Here is a 17,649-nt window from a genome sequence, read left to right as displayed (position 1 = left end):
GGGAATCCGATGTCTTTCATCACCGGCTCAGGCCGGCACGCCAAACCGCGGCCCGCACGGCTGCGCATCGCGATGGCCTCCTCGGCCCTCGCCGCCACCGCCGCGGGCGGCGTCCTCGCCGCCGCCCCGGCGCAGGCCGCCACGACGACGTACACAGTGAAAGCCGACGACACCCTTTCCGACATCGCGCAGGCCGAGCATGTGGCCGGCGGCTGGCATGCGATCGCCCGGACCAACCACCCGGCCAGTCCGTACACCATCCACCCGGGCGAGCGACTGGCCCTCCCCGCCCCCTCGACGGCGTCGCCCCTCCCCGTGCCGGTCACGGTGGGCAAGGCGACCCAGGTCATCACCGTCCAGGCCCTCGGCTCCTACGCCACCGTCATCGCGTGGCGGAAGAGCGGAACCACCTGGCATAAGGTCTACGCCACGACCAAGGCCAGGGCCGGGGCGAACGGGGTGACCGACGGTGCCACCCGCAAGCAGGGCACCGATACGACGCCGACCGGCACGTACACGATCACGCAGGGCTTCGGCGTCGGTACCAACCCCGGGACGAAGATGCCTTACCACCACGTGGCCACGGACGACTGGTGGGTCGAGGACCCCTCCTCGCCCTACTACAACCAGATGCGCACCTCGGAGCAGGACGGCTTCCCGCTCACCGAAGCCGGCGTCCACGGCAGCGAACGCCTCATCAACTACCCCACCCTGTAAAACAACGCCCTCGTCATCAACTTCAACACCAACCCCGCAGTCGCCGGCCGCGGCGCCGGCATCTTCCTCCACGACCTCGGCCCACAGGCCGGCCCCACGGCAGGATGCGTCGCCCTGCCGGTCTCGGTGATGACCGAGATCATCCGCTGGACCGACCCGGCCCAGCACCCGGTAATCGCCATTCACTAGCGCCCGCGCGGCGATGCATCACGGTCAGGGGCCGCAGGTCGAGCACCGATCCGCGGCCCCTGACGGGACTCAAGACCGACCCCATGCCACAGGCGCTCGAACCGGTAAAAGGGACACATGGCTCGCCAAGGGCATACGCACCACGGTGTCTACCAACAATCCCCATGCCCCGCTACGGCGCGTCCATCCTGTACGGTCCCTGGCCAGACGTGCCGTACGCCCCCACGGACTCAAACGTGCGACCGTTGTCGACGCCCTACCGGTTCAGCCGGACGATGCTCCGGATCACCAACGGCTCGCCCCCAACCAGGGGCTTTCCCTGTTCCCATGTTCCGTGTCCCCTGCCGGGGGCACTTGCCTAGGATCAGTAGAGATCACGCGCTGACCAGGGCGGATGCCGAGAGAAGAGGGCGGGAGTCAGTCTCACTGGCTCCCGCCCTCTCTCGTTATCCATCACTCTCCGCGACACACCCCCGACACACGTCGGTGTGTCTACACGACACCCAGCCCTCGCTTCGCAAGGCGTTTGAGGGCGCGAGAGAACTCGTCAACCGCATCACCGAGCTCTTTGTGGAGAGCGCGTACGGACGCGTGGGCGTCCGAATCCAGTGCGTGAGCGCCACGGGCCTGATGAGAGCGAATCTGGCCATCGACCTGATGAGCGTGGCTTCGCACGATCACTGGCTTCTCGAACAGCGCCAGCGGGTCAGGCGCCATGGAACACCACCTCGGGGCAGCGCGCGGCAGGGTCGGCGCGATCCCTATCCACCTATCGGACGGGGTTTGTCCTCCCAACGCTGGCATCAGCTGGATCCTTGCCTCGATAAACGGTGAAGTGAAGGAGTGGAGTTCAGTTTGGAGGGGGTCGAGTTGTGTAATGGTCGCGGCCTTGACACTCCCGAGTGACGTATATCTGGCCCCCAGCGCTGTAGCTACGGCGCCAATGATCACGCCACCAAGACCGATCCAAGCCACTGGAACTTCAGACTGGGCCACCGGCTCCCCCTCAGCACTCCCGTCACGCAGCCGTACCCATGGTGTCAGGGGCAGCACAACCATGGAATACAGCGAAAACCTGGCACCGAGTTGCCAGCTATTCCATATCACCCTCCTCCTCCAGGACTTTCGAGATCTTCGCGTTGGCGACTTCCTCATGGCCATCGATGCAGCCGTGACAGCGGCGGTTGATCACCTCCGGCGAGTTGCCGACCCACCGGGCCACCCCAGCGATCGGAACCCCAGCATTCAGCCACCGCGCGATGCAAGCGTGCCGCAGGTCGTAAGTGCGCCTGGCCAACGGTGACTCGATGCGCTCCGGCGGGAGCGCGTGCTCCCGCGGTTCCTCCCACACTCGCCAGTAGGTGGATGAGCCGACCGATGGCGACCAGGACCGGCGGAGGGGGACCGGCCGGCCGGTGGACGCCTCGCGCGCCTTCAGGCCCCGGCGGTCGTGGCGCTCCCCGAAGTCGCTCCACTGCTTACCGGAGACGAGGCGTGTCTCCCGCAGCGTCAGCGTGCCCCAGCCCTTCTCTCGCAGGTGGCAGTCCGACAGCCGTAGCCCGACCGCCTCAGCGGGCCGTAGCCCCGCGCAGTAGAGGACCGAGTAGAAGGCGACCAGCCGCCGCCCACGGCAGCGATCCCACGAGCCGACGTAGAGACAACGGTGAGCAGCCGCCGGGCCTGTACGGCGTTCACCAGGACGCGCGGGTCCACCACGTCGGTGGAGCCGACGCGCTTCCGGCGGATTCGCTGAAGCGGGTTCTCCGGAAACTCCCCTGCGGCAACAACGTGTTCGAGAGCGGCGTTCAGGGCCTGGCGGCGCCGCTTGTACGTGTCGCCCGCCGCCGGGGTGCCGTCCAGCTTGTAGCTGACTGACGCCGTACATCGCGTCCTCGAACACCTCAGCGTCGGCCTAGCAGTTCAACTTCAGCCATTTGCGACAAGCCGGACCGGCGAGGACTTTGGAGGAGCCCGCTGAGCTTGGCTACACCGCGCCTGGTTCGGCGCGGCCAGCGCCCGTCTGGCCTGGTCGTCGTCGCCTTCTGCTCCGCCTCCCGAAGCGGATCAGGAACTCGTTCTCCTTCGGGAATGTGTCTCCCTCGCTGACGTCAGCGAGCTGCTCCTTGAACGCGGTTTCGAATTCCTGCAGCCGGTCGCCGAAGAGACAGAGCGCGGCAAAGGAAGTGGCGTAGAGGTAGTCGAGGATGCTCCCGGTGTTCCATGTGCGGTGGACACGATCCTGGCCTCTTCCACCTGTAGGTCACTCATCGTCATCCGCGTCGTCGAGGTCGAAGTCGAAGGCCAGCTGGCCCGACAGAGCGTCGTCCGGCGCGGCCGCAGCCTGGGGCTCCGTCGGGTCCAGGGCCTCGTCGATCTCGTGCGGCAGAGCGTAATCGTCCGTGAGCCGCGCAAGATGGAGGATCAAGGGCAAAGCCAACCCCTCGCGACCAGCACGGTAGTCCTCGCTGAAACGCTGCTGGTGGACGAAGGCGGCCCATGCCTCCGCGTCGTCACCAGGTTGGAGGCACGCGACCGTCAGTTCCAGGAGGTCCGGGTTCCAGGCGTTCGCCGTCGGCCGGTAGGCGTTGCTGCCCGAGGCGTTGGTGTGCGGAGTCAGTTTGGCGTCGTCGTTGGTGAGCTTCGGCTGCGTGCCGGACTTGCCGGTCGTGCTGTAGAAGACGCGGCCCGAGTCGCCCCGCACCCCGGGCCGCCACAGCCCCATCGCGATGCCCCCACGCTGCTGGCCCTCCAACTCGGGAGAGAGTTCCTCCGCCTCGGCCCAGCACTGCGCCGTCTCGTCCCTGCTGCCGTCGGCGATCCGGACGACACGAAGCTGCTTGCCGTACAGGCCAATCCGCTGAACGGGACCTCCGTCGAGGCCGAGCCTGTCCTGTTCCAGACCGTCGTTCCTCAGCCACGGCCAGCGCTTCCGGACGTCCTGAGCGTGGGCCAGGACGAGCGTCGGGGTGCTGCGCAGTTGTGCGAGGGTCTTCTTGACGAAGGCCGCCGTGAGTGCCGACTGCTCCGCGCTGTTCCTCCTGCCTTCGACCCGTCCCGTCAACGACTTGAGGAGTTCGGGGTACGGCACCCATGCGTGCATGTCGGCCGACTTGCCCAGCACGCATTTCGCGCCTGGCCGGATGAGTACCGCGATGGGCGTGAACTGCTGCTTGCCCGTGGGCCCGTCAAGGCGGCGTTCCACGAGGTGGAAGGCCACCTGGTTCAGGTTCGCGGGGATGAGCGTGTCGCCGAGCGTGTGCTGGGGCACCAGCCGCATACCGGTCTGGCGCAGGCCGTCCGACCAAGCCGCGGCGGCCCGCAGCCCTGCGTCGGCGAGGGCCTCCTCCGTCTCGGCGTCCGGGTCCGGTGGACGGATGAACTGGGTCACCAGGCCCGCGTCCGCACAGCCGAGGCGGATCGCGTGCTTGGGGTCGGTCCGTCGCTTGGTGTGGCGGAAGGCGTCCTGCCCGTCGAGCTCCACGAACGCCAGCCGCACCCCGGGGACGGCTTCCCGCAGGGCGGCCATGGCCCGCGCGACACCGGTACGGCGCTCCTCGATGGCCTTGTCGTGTTCCTGTCCCCGGCGCGGCACGCTGTCACCTCCCAGCGGTGCACCGAGGGCCCCCAGGGGCTGAGCGTGCAGCCGGACGGTGAGCTCCTCCGCCTCCCACACCCAGGTAGCGGGGCCCTGCACACGCCGGTGCCCGGCCAGCCCCAGCCCCTTCTCCGCCGCGGCGATCATCTGATCGCGGATGGCGTCGTTCTGGTGGAGCACGACCGCGGCGAGGTCTTCCCCGTCGAGGGCTTCGGCCAGGCGTGCCCGCAGAACCTGCGCGTTGTGGGCCGCGTTCAGCTCACGCTCGTCCAGGAGGACCGCGAGGTCTTCGGGATCCTTCTTCTCGATGTTCTTGGGAATGGGCGGCAGCTTCTTGAGCTGTTTCTTGGGCGGTCGCGCGTACGCACTGCGCTCGACCTTCGGAGCGGGCCCGAACTCGGGAGCGATCGCCTGCTCCGCCCACTCGATCAGCCGTCGGCGTTCACTGGGCATCAGTCCGGTGCCGATCGTGTGCCTGCCCATGGCCGCCTGGTGCCCGATCGCGATCCGGATGCCGTCCCGGCCGTGGATCCAGTGGTCGGCCTCCTTCACCAGCCGGTCCGGGGACGGCAGCGCGTCGAGTGCGCTGATCCGGGCGAGCATGCCTTCTGCTCCGCCCTGACGCCAGTCCGTGGTGCCGTTCTTCCACTCCAGCATGGCGACCGCGAAACGCTGCGGCTGTGGGCCGTCGTGGATGAGGGAGTCGTCCGGGAGCAGGTAGGCGGACACGCCCTTGCCGTACGGCATGTAGACCTTGCCGGTGACGAACCGGCGCACGCCGGCGGCCACGTGGACGCGCGGGACGGGTGAGAAGGGAACGGTGCGCACGGTGATACGGAGGGTCGCCGCGTAGTAGGCCGGCCTGCCGTCACCGCCGCCTCGCCGCCTGGGTACGTACTCGATCAGGTTCGACATCAGCTCGGCGCCTCCGCTTCCCTGACCACGGGCACCGGTACGGCCGGCGACCTGCCGGAACGACAGCTGCTGCCCATGGTGTTCGTACGGTTGCTGGCGCGCGATCCGTTCGGCGAGGACGTCGGGGAGCAGCCGGTACACGTGGGGCGCGGGCAGAGCGGTTCCTCCGGGCGACACCGTCTGTTCGAGGAGGTCGACCCTGCCGGGCCGCCAGCTGAGGGCCGCGGTGTCCAGGTCACGGAAGCAGTCCATCAGCAGGGCCGTGGTCTCGGGATCGTCGGCATCGCGCGGGAGGCTCTTGAGCCAGGTGGCGATGTAGATGTTCGTCACCGCCCTCGGGTACGCGTCCTGGCAGTACAGCCAGGGGTACTCCGAGCCGAACCGTGCCGTGGAGTCGACCGTGACGATGTCCGGCGCGGTGGCGCGCATCAACTGGTTGACCGCCGCTGTGGGTACGCGGCGCCGTCGCTCGGCCTGTCCCTCGGTCATTCCGCCGTGGTAGATGCGCAGGAGTGGTTCCTCCCAGTGGGCGGGCAGGGAGAGCGTGTGCATCGGAACGACGAAGGGACCCTGTGCCGGATCGGGCAGGTACGCCGCCAGGCGGTTGTACTGGTAGGCCATGGTGCCGGTTCTCCTCGGGGCGGGGCGTGAAGTGTTCGGACGCGACGCGGACACGTCGCGTAAACGTCGCGGGTGCGGTGTGGTGCGGTGGCGGATGCTGTCAGCCCATGTCCACCAGGGCGCGGTAGAGCGGTTCGTACAGCTCACGGACGAGGGACTTGTCGATCGGGGCGGGGTCCCGCTCCGCCGTGTTCCCGTCCTCGAAGTAGGGGGCGAGCACCTCACGCATACTCGCCAGCAGGCTGGTGTCGGGGGTGTCCGCGTCCTGGAATCCGGCTTCTCGGGGGGAGAAGGCCGCGTCGACGAAGACCACCCGGGCCGGCACGCCGCCGCGCACCAGCCGGCCGATGACCTGCCACATGACGACGAGCTGGTCCCAGGTGAACGACGCCTTCTCCTCGTCCCGCAGGCTGGACCAGGCCAGCCGCCGGGTGAGGAAGCGGTTCCACTGGCGGCGTGCTCGGCTGCGGAACGCCACGGCCGCCTTGTCGGGTGTGGCGGCGGCGAGCGCGTTCTGCCGGAAGGACCCGTCGACGTCGCGGAGTTGGCGTACGGCCCAGTCGTTGATCGACTGGATGGCGAGTGAGATGTCGTCGGGCCGCGGGTGGGGGCGTGCCAGGAAGTAGACCGTGCCGATGGCCGCCTTGCCGCCGCGCAGGACGATGTTGTGTCCTCGCTCGACGGCGAGCAGCGGCGCGACGAGGATGTCGCCGCCGACCGAGGGGAATGCCTTCACGTCACCGCGGGGCAGTGTCCGTGCGGCGGAGTCCTCCGGCAGCCGGATCCAGGCTGTGTCGGAGTCCGCGTCGTCGGACACGAGCCGGGTGACACGACCGTTCCACTCGGGGATCTGGTTGAGGTACTCGGCGGCCCGGCGTGCCTCGTCGTAGCTGCCGGCGAGCAGCAGGATGCGGCGGCGGTCCGGATCGTCGATCTCCTTCAGCTCGGCGTCCAGCATGCTCTCGGCGTCGGGCAGGCTCCGGTCGGGCACCGCGAGCTGGTGCAGCATGTGGAGAAGGGCCTGCGGCCGTTCTTCGGGGTCGCAGCCGGACAGGCGCAGCGGCTTGGGTCGGTCGTTTCCGGGCCAGTACAGGAACTCCTTGCGGAACTCGCTTTCCAGGACGGCTTCGACTTCCTCGTCGTGAGGACGCAGCACGGCACCCACCTCGGCGTGCACGTGGTATCTGCTCGACGTGCCCGCCCAGCTCGTCGCGGACATGAGCAGGACGTGCGGGCCCGGACGGCCGTCCACGGCGCACAGGTCTCCGAGCCGCATGAGCAGTTCGCGGCCCACACCGTTGCAGTGGAAGAAGCGGAGTTCACCGCTGCGGTCACCGTCACGCTCACGGTCGTCGTGGCGGAACTGGAAGCCGAGCACGTTGCCCATGGGCGACTCTGGGATGACCGCCTCGTAGTCCTTGGGTGGCCTGCGGGAGAGCACGTTCGATGCGCTCTCGAGATTGAGGGCGGCCTCGACGCGCGGCCACAGCGTGGTCATGAAGTCGAGACGGCTGTGCAGGGCGGAAAGGAGCAGGGTGAACTCGAAGCGCCGGGCCTGGAGGTCGGCGTCCGCGAGCACCGTGCTGTCGTCTCCGACGATGTCGGTGAGCGTGTCGCGCAGCCTCTCGCGCGTCCGTGCTCCCTGGGGCGCGTGCAGGAGCTCCAGGGCGAGGTGGACGAAGGTGTTCACCAAGGGTGTCACTTCGTCGTCGCCACCCGCGCTCTGGTGCTCGTGCAGCGGGTCGTCGCGGAACCGGCCGAGCGCGCCGTCCAGCGTCCGGGCCGCCGCGGGCGGGCGTTCGCCCTCCTTCCGCCCCGGGAACCAGCTGTCCAGCAGCAGGTTGTGGAGGGTGAAGGCGCTGAAGTAGTCGACGCTGATCCACCGCCTGAGATTGTCGTCCTTGACGAGCAGGGCGAAGAGGCGGTCGGTGGCGGCGCTGACCGTGTTGACGGCGTTGGTCCAGTCGTCGACGTCACGGGCGGACAGCTGGAGTCGGCCGTCCCGGGCCATCTGCTGGAACTTGTGGACGGCGACCTCGTCGAACCAGGAGTTCGGGGCCTTGCCGACCAGAGTGCTGGCCGGCGCGAAGGCCGTGTCGAGCTGCATCTGGACCCGGTCGGCCTCGTCGACGATGACCAGGTCGCTGAGCCGGCACGCGAGTTCGAGGTACCGGAGCTGTTCCTGGTGCTGGTGCAGCGGGACGGAGCTGTGCACCAGACCGGCCGGGGTGGCGACCCACACCTGCGCGTCGACCAGGTCACGGGCCCCGCGGTGGCGCGGGCAGCGGTTCCACAGCGGGCACAGTCTCCGTTGCGGCTTAGGGCCCTGTGCGTCGCGCCGCGTGCTGTTCTCGTCGTCGAGGAGGGGATCGCCGTCCGTGTCCTCCTGCTCGGGGACGGTGTACAGCGTGATGCACGGTGCTTCACGGACGCCGAGCGGGCGGCGGGCTTCCAGGCCGCGCAGCACGTCGACGGGGCAGGCGCTGCTGAGGTGGGCGAAGCCCGCGTGGTCGTGCCCGAGCATGGTGGCGGCGCCGGCCGTGGCGGTGCGACGGTGCAGCCGGTTGATGTTGCGTTCCCGGGTGGAGTGCCCGAGGATCGGCGCCGCCCGCACACCGAGCCGGTCGAACTGCTCCACCACGGCGAGCGTCTCGGCCACGTCGCCGACGACGATGGTGACCCGGCGGGGTGTCCGGGTCACGAGGTGGTAGGTCAGGATGTCCCGGAGGGTGGACTTGCCGGCTCCCACCATCCCCACGAGGTGCAGCAGCCGGTCGATCCTCAGCCGTCCCTGTGCGGTGAAGCGGCCGAGTTCCGCGTCGCGCACGAGCAGTTTCACCCGCCCAAGCCGCCCGGCCCAGCCGCCCCGCGCCCCCTCCGGCGCCGTCGCCTCCACGGCGTCCATCTCGTCGGCGGCTTTTTCGAGCTCTTCCCAGGTGACGTCGACGGGCTCTCCGTGCCCGGCCGGTGGTGCGTCGAGTGCGTGGGCGCGCGGCAGGGTGTCCGTCAGCAGTTCCTCGTCGAACACCACGGAGTGGGTACGGTCCTGCACCCGGAAGGTGTGCTCTCCCTCCTCGGCCAAGGGAATGGACCGTGTCGCGAACCGCGGAGCGGTGCTGAGCAGCTCTTCGTAGATCTCGAAACGGCGTGCGGCGCGCGACGTCTCGCGACGGCTCGGCACGGAGCCGGGTCCGTCGATGTCGTATCCGCGCAGGTGCTGCGGGACCTTCAGATAGTCGGCCAGCGCATCCGACCAGGCGTGCCGTCGCCGCATGTCCCACAGGTAGTGGCGGGCGCGCAGCACACGCAGCCGCTGTTCGTCTGTGCGGACGTCTCCGAACACCTCGCTGTACGGGTAACCGCCCAGCAGCGGCCAGACATCGGCGGCCGTGCGGGTGGGCGTCACGTCCTGCAGCAGGTACAGGCCCAGTTCGACGTCGAGAAGGTCGCCGGGGCGGAAGCTGCCGAGGTTCGCCGGCCACACCTCGGTGAGCTGCTGCGGTGAGCAGCGCCGGTGCCATCCCCTGCGGTCACGCACGGTGTCCTCCTTCGGTACGCGGGTCTCCCGCCGTGTCGCGCGGGGTGGAGATCTCATCGGCGACCAGCCGCAGGAATGCCTGGTCGTCCAGGAGGGTGACCCGGTCGGCCAGGTCCTCCGGCAGGTTGCGGCGGAACTGCCGCCCGTACGCCTCGTTGTCGCGGAAGCGGTAGCGGGGCACGACGAGGAACGCCCGGTCGTACGGCGGCTCGTTCCTGAACGGTGTGAGGGAGCGCGCCAGGAGAACGGGGTTCACCCGGTCCTTGACGTCCACCGCCCAGTGCCGTCGCCCTGGCAGCGGGACGCGCAGGTCGTACGCGTCGTAGTTGGGCCACATCTCGGCGGTGACTGCGAACTTCTTCTCCAGGGCGGCTTGCAGATCGGTCTCCGCGAGCCCGGGGCTGGTGATGAACATCCGCAGGGGGCGGCTGAGCTGGAAGACCCCGCCTCTGTCGGCACGGAGCGGTGTGCCGTCGTCCGAGGTGCCGTCGCGGCGGCATCGATCCAGCTCGCACCGGTGGCCACCGTGCAGCAGCGGCACCATCAGGCAGCGGCAGCGAGCGCACTGCCGGTACGTACCGCGCCGCAGGTAGGAGGCGGGCACGGGCTCGTAGCAGCGCTTGATCACATCGTGCAGCAGCATCCCGCAGTCGGGATCGCCCCCGAGCAGTGCCAGCTCGGCGCCGGTCAGCACGGGCCTGGAGGTGAGCAGGGCCCGGAACGCGGTGTACGCCTGGGGGGCCTTGGCCGCGCGGCACACGGCGAGCGCTTCCCGGATGCGTTCGTTCTCGAAGAGCTCGGCGGCCGGGTCGGCCGCGCTCACCTCCCACTCCAGGCACAGCTGTTGCGGCAGTCGAGTCTCCGGGTCGACGAGCAGGGCCGTGCCCGGGAAGTTCTCGGGCGGCAGTTCCAACGGCCACTCGGTCAGCGGCCGTTCACAAGCCCAGCGGACCATCTGCGGCACGCTGCCGGGCGGTTCCTCGTCCCGGCGCAGGCAGTGCAGGACGAGTCGGTTGTAAGCGTTCTGCACCTTCGCCGGGTAGACCGGGTTGGGTACGGTCCTCTGCCGGGACAGGCACGCCAGGGCGCTGGCGATCTGGCGGAGCAGTGCCTCGTCCGTTTCGAGAGCGCCCTCGGACCGTGCGTCCCTCATGCCGGTCGTGGTCACGCCTCCCCCTCTCCCGCGACGGCGCCGTCGGACGCGGCGCTCGGACACCACCGTGATACCGGGCACGACTGACAATGCGGTCCGGGGCGGGCGTCCCATGTCTCGTCCTCCCGCCACGGACCGGCGTACCGCCGCAGAACCGACAGCGCCTTCCGCTGCCGGCCGGGATCCGTCGGGTCGATCACGTGCGGATCGGAACCGTCCGGCCGGAGGATCTCCAGCTCGACGCGCGAGCCGTCCGGATCGCCGCCCAGCGCGCCCTGCGCCAGGAGGGTGACCGCCAGGGCGAGTTGGGGGTAGGTGTCGAGAGGGTCCTCGTGGTGGCGGCGCCGCTTCCGTGTCGTCTTGAGTTCCCGCCACACCCACGAGCCGTCCTCCTGGTAGAGCAGGTCGGGTTTGGCAATGGCGACGGCCTGCGCCGCGGTGTCGTGGACGACTCGGAGGGCTTCGGGCTCGACCCGCTGGATGAGGGCGGCGTCCTGGAAGGGACAGGCGTCGACGTGGTGGAGCAGCATGTCCCGACCGGTCGCGGCGTCCTCGTCGGAGACCCGCCAGCGTCCCTCTGTCCAGTTCTCGCCCTCCGGGGGCATGTCGCCGGGCGCGCACGGCGGCCGTGCCGGGCGCCGGTGCAGCTTCTCGATCCAGCCGTGCACCGCCTGGCCCAGCCTGGCCGCGCTGCCGTACTCGTCGGACTTGGGCAGGTGCAGGGCACGGAGGAATCCCTGTGCGGGGCAGGCCGCGTGATAGCGCAGATCGCTGACCGACACCTTCCTCAGCGGTGCCACCCGCGAGGAGAGTCCGAGGACACCGGGCCTGCGTGGCACGGCCTCGCAGCCCGTGAACTGCTTGCAGTCGACGCAGGACGAGCCGGGTACCGGCCTGCCGCCCGCCACGACACGGGCCACGTGCGGGTGCCCGTGCTCGGCGTAGTACGCCTCGGCCTCCTCGGCCGTCCCGTCGAACTGCACACGAGGCCGTCCGTCGACGAGCCCGACTTCGACGACACGCACCCGCTCGGGCCGGGCGGCGGGTCCGTACGGCTCGAACGCACGCGCCCATTTCCGGGGCCAGGCCGCCTGGCGCCCGTGAACGGCCACGTACACGGCGATGGCGATCTCGCCGGGCTCGGAGTCCTTGGACTCACCGTGCCGCAGCCGCCGGTACTCGCGCAGTCGTCCGTCGGCCGACTCGTACCTACGCCACCAGGCGTACATCTCCCAGAACTTGCCGTTTTCCCGCTGGGCCACCCAGTACGGGCGCACCGGATGCAGCCGCTGCTCACCGTCGCCGGCACACGCTCCCAGGTACGTCCGGAGGGCGTGCTCGGCGTACGTCAGGTGACCGGGGTGGAGGGCGGGGGTGCGGGAGCGCAGCCCCGCCAGGGCCCGGTCGGGAGTCTCACCGTGGAACTCGACCTGGTCGAGGGCGTCCATCACCGGCCCGAGGGTGAACGTCTCGAGCTCCGGCTTCGGCAACTGGAGACGCCGGACCGGCCAGAGACCGGGCCGAGCCTTGGCGGCCGCGTGCGCGGGGCAGGTGCGCTCCTCGCTCCCGCCCGTACCGGGCCCTACGCGAACGAGGCCGTCGTCCCCGGTCAACCAGTGCGGCCTGTGCCATGCCGTCGTGTCGTGACTCATTGCCTCCCCCTTGTCTCGGAACAGACGGCACCCTTCGGACCGGCCGGGTGAGCCGCCGTTTTTGACCGTAGCAGAAACCTTGGAATTCATTGGAAATTCTTGGCAGAGGCTGGTTCCTGCGCTAAGCTGCCCCGCATGGCGGCATCACTGGAGGAGCTCGAACAGCGCCTGTCGCACCTGCGCACCGAGCTGCGCGGTGCCGTGCGGGCGCGGGACAAGGCCGAAACCGCGCGCATCCGTCGCGCGCTGCGCGAGGCCGAGGCCGCGTGGGAGCACGCCCTGGAGACCGAGGCGGGACCGGACGGCGAGGCACTCCTGACCGAGCCGCCCGCCCCGCAGGCGTCGGCTACCACAGGCGAACCCCGCCGCAAGGAGCGCCCGACGCACGGCTCCATCCCGATCCGCGAACAGGTCCACCAGGCGCTGACCCTGCTGGGCGCCCCTGCCGCCCCGAAGCTCATCTCGTCCACCTACGAGGCGTTCTTCACCGAGTCGCTGGTCGCCACCAAACTCGCATCCCTCCGCCGTGACGAGGAGCGCTCCTTCAAGGCGCAGGGCTACGCACGCCCGTACTACATCTGCGCGGCGCTGACCCACGACCGTCTCGTCCCCGCACGCGGGCTCCTGGCCCTGTCCACCTGGCCCGTGGAACGGCGCATCATCGGCCCGCTCAGCCCGCGCACCGACTTCCTCACCCATGCGGTGGGAACCGCCGAGCAGATCCAGCGACTCACCACGGCAGGGCATCCGGCCCCTGACGCGGCCTGGCGGCTGCTGCGCCGTTTCGCCCTCACGATCCCGGGCGCCTACGACGCCGCGGCCCAGCAACCCGATCCCGCCCGCGTGATCGCCGCCGCCCACGCCGAAGCGGCCGTCCACCAGCAGGAGGACGACCAGCAGCGGCAAGCGGCAGCGCAGCGCGCCCGTTCCCAACTCGCGGATGCGCAGCAACTGTTCGGTGCGGCACCGATGCGTGATGCGCTGCGCGACGCGAGTGGGACCCTGCCGTGACTGACCTGACGGCCCCTCCCCGGCGGCGATGACGTCAGACGCCTCGCACGCCGGTGAGCTCCAGAAGACGTTCCAGAAGACGTTCCCGAAGTAGAGACGATGCCCTCGCAGCAGTCCGAACCTCCCGACGGCCGACTCGCCCGGCTGCGTGGACCGCAGCCCCCTCAGCCGTACACCGCCCGCAAGATCACCGCCCTGACCGCCAATCCCGCCTGCGCCCGCCGCGCCGTCCTCGACGCCGCCGGAGTGGACAAGGCGTTACTCGCTCAACAGGTCGGCTACGAGCCGCGCTTCGGCCAGTCGCCCTTCGCCCTCGCCCGCGAACAGGCGTTCCACGACCTCGTGAAGTGGGGTTCCTACGCCGAGCTCATCCGGCTGCTGCGCGAGCAGCTCTCCGTCCCCGTGGCAGAGGCCCATGTCACCGACCTCAACGAGGTGCGCGGCAGCACGGCCTTGCATGTGCGCGAGCGGGAGACCCGCCGCCTCCTCGCGCACGTGGCCTCCGGCCAGGACGTACGGCTCATCCTCGACCGCCCCGTACTGACCCTCGAAGTCGCTGGCCAGACTGCGTACTTGGAACCGGACGCGCTCACCCACCGCATCGGAGGGAAGTTCCACGTCGTCCTGATCCGCTCCTTCGCGGCGATCGACGGCCAGGCCGATCCCACCGCCGTCGCCGAGGCCGCCAAGCAGGCCGCGGTGTACGTCCTCGCCCTGCGCCGCGCCTTCGACACCGCCAGCCTGCCCACCGAGCAGATCTCCCACGAGTTCCTGCTCGTCTGCCCCAAGGACTTCTCCAACCGCCCCTACGGCCGCCTGATCGACCTCCGGCAGGAACTCGACGCCCTCCAGTTCCAGCTCTCGCGACTGCGGCGCGCCGAGGACCTCGCGGCCCAGCTCCCCGAGACTGCGACCCTGGACACGACCCGGAGCCCGGACGAACTCTCCTCTTCCATAGAGGCGTTGGACGCGTCGTACACCCCCTCCTGCCTGTCCTTCTGCGAGATGGCGCGCTACTGCCGCGACGAGGCCGACGGATGCGCCTCGTCGGCCCGCCTGGGCAGCGGCGTACGCAACGATCTGCCCGGCATCGACTCCACCCGCACCGCGCTCGACTACCTGGACGGCGCAACCGCCCCTGGAGAGGCCGAGACGGAAGCCGTCGACCTGCTGCGCGCCGCCGCCCGGCTGCGCCGACTCCGCCGGGGGGCTGCATGAGCGTCCTGTCCACCGTCGCGACGCTCACGGCGTCACACACCGGCCGCGCCGAACCGCTGACGACCGTCCGCCACCAACACCTGGACGAGAAGCCGTTCGTCCTGGTGCCGCTCACCCTCGCCGGCGAGGCCTGCGCCCCCCTGGCCGCGCTGGCGGGTACGGACCCCGAGCACCCGACCCTCCTCACCGTCCGCCAGCCGCGCAACCGCGCCGAACGCTTTCGGTTCGCCGAGCGCCTCGCCGCGCTCCTCCTCGCGTACATCGATGGATGTCGGACGGACACGGAGCCCTACACCGTCGGCCGCGGCAAGGAGAAGGAGGAACGCCTGCGCTTCCAGCGGGCCCCGCAGCTCCTCGTCCCGAACGGCGAGGGCATCGCGTACGTGCGCCTGCTCGGCCGACTGACCAGGCTGCGCGCCACCGATGGGCCGTACGCGGTCGACCCGTCCGTGCCCGCCCTCGGCAAGTGGCTGACCTGGTTCGCGGACCTGGCCGAGTTCCCGGACTCCTCCGTGCTGCTCGCGATGACCCGGCTGCTCGCCGCGCACTGGGCCACGGGCCAGAGCCCCTCGGAGGACTCCCACCTCGCGTCCCTGCTCGCCTGGATCGATCCACCGGAGGGCAGCGACGGTGCGCGGGCGGCTCGGGAGGCGGAGGACCCCGCCGTGTGGCCGTCGGCCGGTCCGTCCACGGACCCGGTCTTCGACCGGACCCTGCACGAACTGATGACGCGCTACGACGAGGCGTCCGACGACCGCGGACGCGAGGCGGTCGGCCGCCAGATCGACCGTGAGCTGCAGGGCCAGGTGCTGCCCACCTGGCGGCTGATGTGGCGCGGCGTGGAGCTGCTCCGCGAGCTGCCGGAGGGCGCCCACGTCCCCGGCCGCTGGGCCCTCGACCGGCGCTGGTTCTCCGAGTACGCCGAGTACCTGGACGCCGACGGCCGCCCGCAGGCCCGCCGCGACCAGGCCGTCCGAGCCGCCCGCCGCCTGGCCCGGCTGGAGGACGCGGTCGCCCGCTACGAGGCGCAGCGCGCGTACGACGACCCGCTGGTGATGGCGGAGTACGAGCTGACCGGCGAGGCGTTCACGGGCACGGTGACGGCCAGGGACGAGGACCGCTTCGTCCCCGGCGACCCTCCCGGGTCCCAGGTGTGGCGTCCGACGATCACCCTCCGCACCGACTCCCGCGTCGGCCTGGAGGTCGGTACAGAGGTCAAGTCCCCCGCCCGGCCGGGCCAAGGAGCCCGGATCCTCGACGTACGGCAGGAGGGCGACGGCGGCCACACCGTGCTGCTCCAACTCGAGGGCGGCTTCGCGAGGAAGCGCAAGCCCCCGGCACCGGCCGGCACCCTCGCGGAGACCGGCGAGGAGCTGACGTACACCACGCTCAACCCCACCGCCATGCCGTCCGCCCTGCCCGACGAGGAGAACACGCCCTGGACCCACGGTGGTCCGCCCCAGCCGTACGAGCCCACCGACGAGGACGCAGAGGAGACCTGGGAGTGACCGCCCTCCTTCCCGACACCGGCGAGCCCGAAGCCCTCACTCCCGGCGAACGCGCGGACCAGGCGGTCGCGGGGATCCTCACCGGCCTCGACACCGCGCCCGGCCGGGGTGTCGTCGTGGACTCGCCTCCCGGGGCCGGGAAGTCCACGCTGGTGGTGCGGGCCACCGGGCACCTGACGTCCGCGGGCCACCAGCTCATGATCGTCGCGCAGACCAACGAGCAGGTCGACGACCTGGTGGACCGCATCGCGCGGGAGCACCCCGGTCTGGCGCTCGGCCGCCTCCACGCCGGCGGCCACGTCCTCCCGCCCCGCGTCACCCGGCACCCCAACGTCACCGGGAGCAGCCAGGTGACGGACCTGCGTGACCTGCCCGTCGTGGTGTCCACCGCGAAGAAGTGGTCGTTCGTCACCCCGGACAAGTGCGCGCCGTGGCGGTGGGCCATCGTCGACGAGGCGTACCAGATGCGCTCGGACGGACTCCTGGCGACAGCCCCGCTGTTCGCCCAGGACGACTCACAGGTCCTCTTCGTCGGCGACCCCGGCCAGCTCGACCCCTTCGCCACCGTGGAGACCGACCGCTGGCACGGCCTTACCTGGGACCCGCTGCGCAACGCGGTGGACGTCACCCTCGCCCACAACCCCGACCTCGTACGCCACCAACTCCCCGTCTCCTGGCGCCTCCCAGAGACGGCGGCACCCCTGGTCGAGCGGGCCTTCTACCCCTTCTACCGGTTCGTCCCCGGTACGACGGCACCGGAGCGCGTGCTCTCGTACACCACCCTGCCCCATGGCTCCGGCCCGCTGGACGACGTCCTCGCCCGGGCCGCCGCCTCCGGCTGGGGCCACCTGGAACTCCCCGCCCGCCACACCCTGGACCAGGACCCGGAGGTGGCCGAGGCCCTCGCGGCGACGGCGGCCCGGCTGCTGGAGCGCGGTGCGCTGGTCAACGGGGATCCCCTGACCACGGACCGCATCGCGATCGGCACGGCACGCACCGTCCAGGCGGACGCGGTCCGCTCCCGTCTCGCCACTCGCGGCCTGACCGGCATCACCGTGGACACCGCCAACCGCCTCCAGGGCCGCGAGTTCGACGTCACCCTGGTCTGGCACCCGCTGTCCGGCCGCCAGGACGCCTCCGCGTTCCACCTGGAGACGGGCCGTCTGTGCGTCCTGCTCTCCCGGCACCGCTTCGCCTGCATCGTGGTGGCCCGCGCCGGCATCCGCGACCTGCTGGACCGGCATCCGCGGAGCAGTCCTGTGTACCTGGATGTGCCGCCCAAGTTTCCGGATGGGTGGCGGGCGCATCAGGTGGTCATGGGGCTTTTGGAGGCGGGGGAGCATCGGGTGCGGGCAGCGTGAGAACCCATGAATTCCGATCATCACCAAGATGTGAAATGTCTGTGGAGAAAGTGGTTGAATGCCACATGTGCAGCGCCTTGGCAGCGTTCGTCAGTGACGTCGGGCACTCGTAACTACGCTCTCGATGAAGCAGCGACGTCCAAGGCGGTCGGCGCCGAGTTTCTCAGCGCC

10 protein-coding genes are annotated in these 17,649 nt (G+C 70.3%); 6 read left to right on the top strand and 4 right to left on the bottom strand.

The genetic code is table 11. From position 1 onward, the window contains the following. Positions 1-9: 9 nt before the first annotated feature. On the top strand, positions 10-717 hold the full coding sequence (locus ACFSL4_RS33370) for a LysM peptidoglycan-binding domain-containing protein (protein WP_381091307.1): 708 nt from the start codon (positions 10-12) through the stop codon (positions 715-717). A gap of 15 nt (positions 718-732) precedes the next feature. After that, positions 733-906, top strand: a complete 174-nt coding sequence (locus tag ACFSL4_RS33365; RefSeq protein WP_381091332.1) for a L,D-transpeptidase family protein — start codon at positions 733-735, stop codon at positions 904-906. A gap of 2,260 nt (positions 907-3,166) precedes the next feature. On the opposite strand, the gene ACFSL4_RS33360 is transcribed toward ACFSL4_RS33365, so the two are convergent. From ACFSL4_RS33360 to ACFSL4_RS33345, 4 genes are all read right to left on the bottom strand, one after another. Further along, positions 3,167-6,037 (bottom strand): pPIWI_RE module domain-containing protein, encoded by a 2,871-nt coding sequence (locus tag ACFSL4_RS33360; protein ID WP_381091305.1) that lies wholly within the window; start codon positions 6,035-6,037, stop codon positions 3,167-3,169. A 100-nt stretch (positions 6,038-6,137) separates the two neighbouring features. Continuing rightward, on the bottom strand, positions 6,138-9,575 hold the full coding sequence (locus ACFSL4_RS33355; RefSeq protein ID WP_381091304.1) for a pPIWI_RE_Z domain-containing protein: 3,438 nt from the start codon (positions 9,573-9,575) through the stop codon (positions 6,138-6,140). After that, the gene (locus ACFSL4_RS33350) at positions 9,568-10,743 is read right to left on the bottom strand and encodes a pPIWI_RE_Y domain-containing protein (RefSeq protein WP_381091302.1); all 1,176 of its coding nucleotides are present in this window, start codon (positions 10,741-10,743) and stop codon (positions 9,568-9,570) included. Before ACFSL4_RS33350 ends, ACFSL4_RS33355 begins: the two co-directional genes overlap by 8 nt. Then, entirely contained in the window at positions 10,740-12,380 is a 1,641-nt protein-coding gene (locus ACFSL4_RS33345) for a PD-(D/E)XK nuclease family protein (protein ID WP_381091300.1), read from the bottom strand. Before ACFSL4_RS33345 ends, ACFSL4_RS33350 begins: the two co-directional genes overlap by 4 nt. Positions 12,381-12,515: 135 nt before the next feature. Here ACFSL4_RS33345 and ACFSL4_RS33340 point away from each other — a divergent pair, with 135 nt between their 5' ends. The 4 genes from ACFSL4_RS33340 to ACFSL4_RS33325 all read left to right on the top strand — a co-directional run bounded on the left by ACFSL4_RS33340 (position 12,516) and on the right by ACFSL4_RS33325 (position 17,478). Further along, complete coding sequence (locus tag ACFSL4_RS33340; RefSeq protein ID WP_381091299.1) at positions 12,516-13,391, top strand: hypothetical protein; 876 nt, start codon at positions 12,516-12,518, stop codon at positions 13,389-13,391. Between the two features lie 99 nt (positions 13,392-13,490). Then, positions 13,491-14,609 carry a hypothetical protein gene (locus ACFSL4_RS33335; RefSeq protein ID WP_381091297.1) on the top strand — a complete coding sequence of 373 codons (1,119 nt, stop codon included), beginning with the start codon at positions 13,491-13,493 and terminating at the stop codon, positions 14,607-14,609. Beyond that, complete coding sequence (locus ACFSL4_RS33330) at positions 14,606-16,117, top strand: hypothetical protein (protein ID WP_381091295.1); 1,512 nt, start codon at positions 14,606-14,608, stop codon at positions 16,115-16,117. Before ACFSL4_RS33335 ends, ACFSL4_RS33330 begins: the two co-directional genes overlap by 4 nt. After that, complete coding sequence (locus tag ACFSL4_RS33325) at positions 16,114-17,478, top strand: AAA family ATPase (protein ID WP_381091294.1); 1,365 nt, start codon at positions 16,114-16,116, stop codon at positions 17,476-17,478. The genes ACFSL4_RS33330 and ACFSL4_RS33325 overlap by 4 nt, the downstream gene beginning before the upstream one ends. Positions 17,479-17,649 lie beyond the last annotated feature (171 nt).

Source organism: Streptomyces caeni (assembly GCF_042678285.1).
Classification (GTDB): Bacteria; Actinomycetota; Actinomycetes; order Streptomycetales; family Streptomycetaceae; genus Streptomyces; species Streptomyces caeni.
The sequence above is the reverse complement of the archived record's forward strand: the minus strand, read 5'-3'. Positions and strand labels throughout refer to the sequence as shown.